Annotated in this window: 2 protein-coding genes and 1 pseudogene; 1 reads left to right on the forward strand and 2 read right to left on the reverse strand. The window is 73.7% G+C overall.

The genetic code is table 11. The annotated features are described in order from the left end of the window. Positions 1 to 662, forward strand: a 662-nt coding sequence (locus tag KPL57_RS07050; protein WP_226350960.1) for an AMP-binding protein, incomplete at its 5' end; no start/stop codon positions are given. On the opposite strand, the pseudogene KPL57_RS71835 reads toward KPL57_RS07050, so the two are convergent. Together KPL57_RS71835 and KPL57_RS07060 are read right to left on the reverse strand one after the other, a co-directional pair. Further along, positions 550 to 1140, reverse strand: a pseudogene (locus tag KPL57_RS71835) (enoyl-CoA hydratase/isomerase family protein); the annotation flags it as partial. The gene KPL57_RS07050 and the pseudogene KPL57_RS71835 overlap by 113 nt on opposite strands. Positions 1141 to 1239: 99 nt before the next feature. After that, complete coding sequence (locus KPL57_RS07060) at positions 1240 to 2328, reverse strand: bifunctional 2-methylcitrate synthase/citrate synthase (protein WP_226350961.1); 1089 nt, start codon at positions 2326 to 2328, stop codon at positions 1240 to 1242. Positions 2329 to 2402 lie beyond the last annotated feature (74 nt).

A 2402-nucleotide genomic window follows, 5' to 3' on the forward strand; every position in this document is an offset into this window, starting at 1 on the left:
CCGCGCTCGACGCGATCGCCCGGCACCGCGTCACCCACGCCCAGTTCGTGCCGACGATGTTCGTGCGCATGCTGCACCTGCCGCAGGAGCAGCGGGACGCGGCCGACGTCTCCTCGCTGCGGGTGGCCGTGCACGCGGCGGCGCCGTGCCCGGTCGACGTCAAGCAGGCGATGATCGACTGGTGGGGCCCGATCCTGGTCGAGTACTACGCCGGGACCGAGGGCAACGGCCTCACCATGACCGACAGCGCGACCTGGCTGACCAAGCCGGGCACCGTCGGCAGGCCGCTGCTGGGTGTCCTGCACATCTGCGACGACGACGGCCGTGAGCTGCCCACCGGCGAGATCGGCTCGGTCTACGTCGAGCGCGAGACCGTGCCCTTCGAGTACCACAACGACCCGGAGAAGACGAAGGCCTCGCAGCACCCCGAGCACGAGACCTGGACGACGCTCGGCGACATCGGCTACGTCGACGGGGACGGCTTCCTGTTCCCCTCACCGCCAGCGGTGCCCGGGTGGCGATCCGGTGCGCGCGCCCGCACGCGGTCCGCAGCAGGTCGCGCGCCGGGACGACCGTGCCGACCAGCCCGGTCCGCAGCGCGGTCGCCGCGTCGCAGCGCTCCCCGGTCAGCAGCATCTCCCGGGCCGGTCCGAGACCGATGAGCCGCGGCAGCCGCCAGACGCTCATGATCAGCCCGACGTTCACGCCCGCCGCGACGAAGAACGCGTCGTCGGCCGCGACGCGGATGTCGCAGGCCAGCGCGAGCTCGAGCCCACCGCCGACCGCGCCCCCGGTGACGGCGGCGACCACCGGGACCCGCAGCTCCTCGATCCGGTCGGTGAGCCGCAGGACCCCGTCCAGGAAGTCCGCGGAGGTGCCGTCGTCGCGGGCCCGTCGTTCCTCGCCGAGGTGCCCGCCCGCGCTGAAGTGGCCGACCCCGGTGAGGACGAGCGCCCGGACCGCGGTGTCGGCCTCCACCGCGTCGAGCGCGCGCCCGACCGCCGCCCGTACCGGGGCGGAGAGCGCGTTGGCGGGCGGATGGTCCAGGGTGAGGACGGCGACGTACGGGCCGTCACGGGTCAGTCGCACCCCCGGTGGGTCCACCGGGTACTCGGTCGGGGCGGTCGGGTGGAGGCTCATGGGCACCTTCCGGGCGACGGCACCCCGGCCCGCCCGTGATCGACGGGCGGGCCGGGGTGCGGGGAACCGGCGGTCGGCCGGTGGCGGGACGGCACCGGGTCAGGCCGGGCCGGGCACCTCGCGGCGGGCGGCGCCCTCGTACGCCGCGAGCGGGCGGATCAGCGAGTTCGCGGCCAGCTGCTCGGAGATGTGGGCGGTCCACCCGGTGATCCGCGACATCACGAACAGCGGCGTGAACATCGGGATGTCGAACCCCATCAGGTGGTAGAGCGGGCCCGCCGGATAGTCGAGGTTGGGGTGCAGGCCCTTCTCCCGCAGCATCGCCGCGGCCAGCGCCGAGTGGGTGGCCAGCAGCGTGCCGGCGCCGCGGAGCTCGACGACCTGTTCCAGCGCCGCCTGCAGGGTCGGCACCCGCGAGTCGCCGCGCTTGTAGACGCGGTGCCCGAAGCCCATGATCTTCTTCTTCTGCGCGAGCGCGTCGGCCAGCCACGCCTGCGCGGCGTCCGGGCCGTCGATCCCGGCGAGCATGTGCATCACGGCCTCGTTCGCGCCGCCGTGCAACGGCCCCTTGAGCGCACCGATCCCGGCGACGACGGCGCTGTAGAGGTCCGACAGCGTCGAGGTCACCACGCGCGCGGTGAACGTGGAGGCGTTGAAGCTGTGCTCGGCGTAGAGGATCATCGAGACCTCGAACGCCCGGACGACCTCCGGTTCCGGGACCTCCCCGAAGGTCATCCGGAAGAAGTTCGCCGCGTAGCCCAGGTCCGGGTCGGGCGCGATCGGGTCCAGTCCGCGCCGGCGCCGCTGGTCGATCGCGACGACGGTCGGCAGTGCGGCCAGCAGCCGCAGCGACTTCTGCGCGTCGGCGGTCGGGTCGTCCTCCTGGGCGTCCTCGGAGCCGAGCCAGCTCACCGCGGTGCGCAGGGTGTCCATCGGGTGGCAGGTGGTGGGCGTCGACAGCAGCAGCGCCTGCAGGCTGCGGTCGATCGGGCGCAGTGCCCGCTCCTGCGCCTCCAGCCGGGCCAGCGCCGCCGGGTCGGGCAGCTCGCCGTGCCACAGCAGGTGGGCGACGTCGAGGAAGCCGCGGTGCGCGCAGAGGTCCTGCACCGGGTAGCCGCGGTAGAGCAGCGAGTTCGTGTCGGCGTCGACCTTCGAGATCGCCGTGGTGTCGGCGACGACGCCGGCCAGTCCCTTGCGGACCTCGGGCGGGTGTGTCGATGACGGTCATGCGGGGTCCTCCTCCTGGTATCCGGCGAGGCGGG

The sequence above is a fragment of the Pseudonocardia sp. ICBG601 genome (assembly GCF_020496245.1).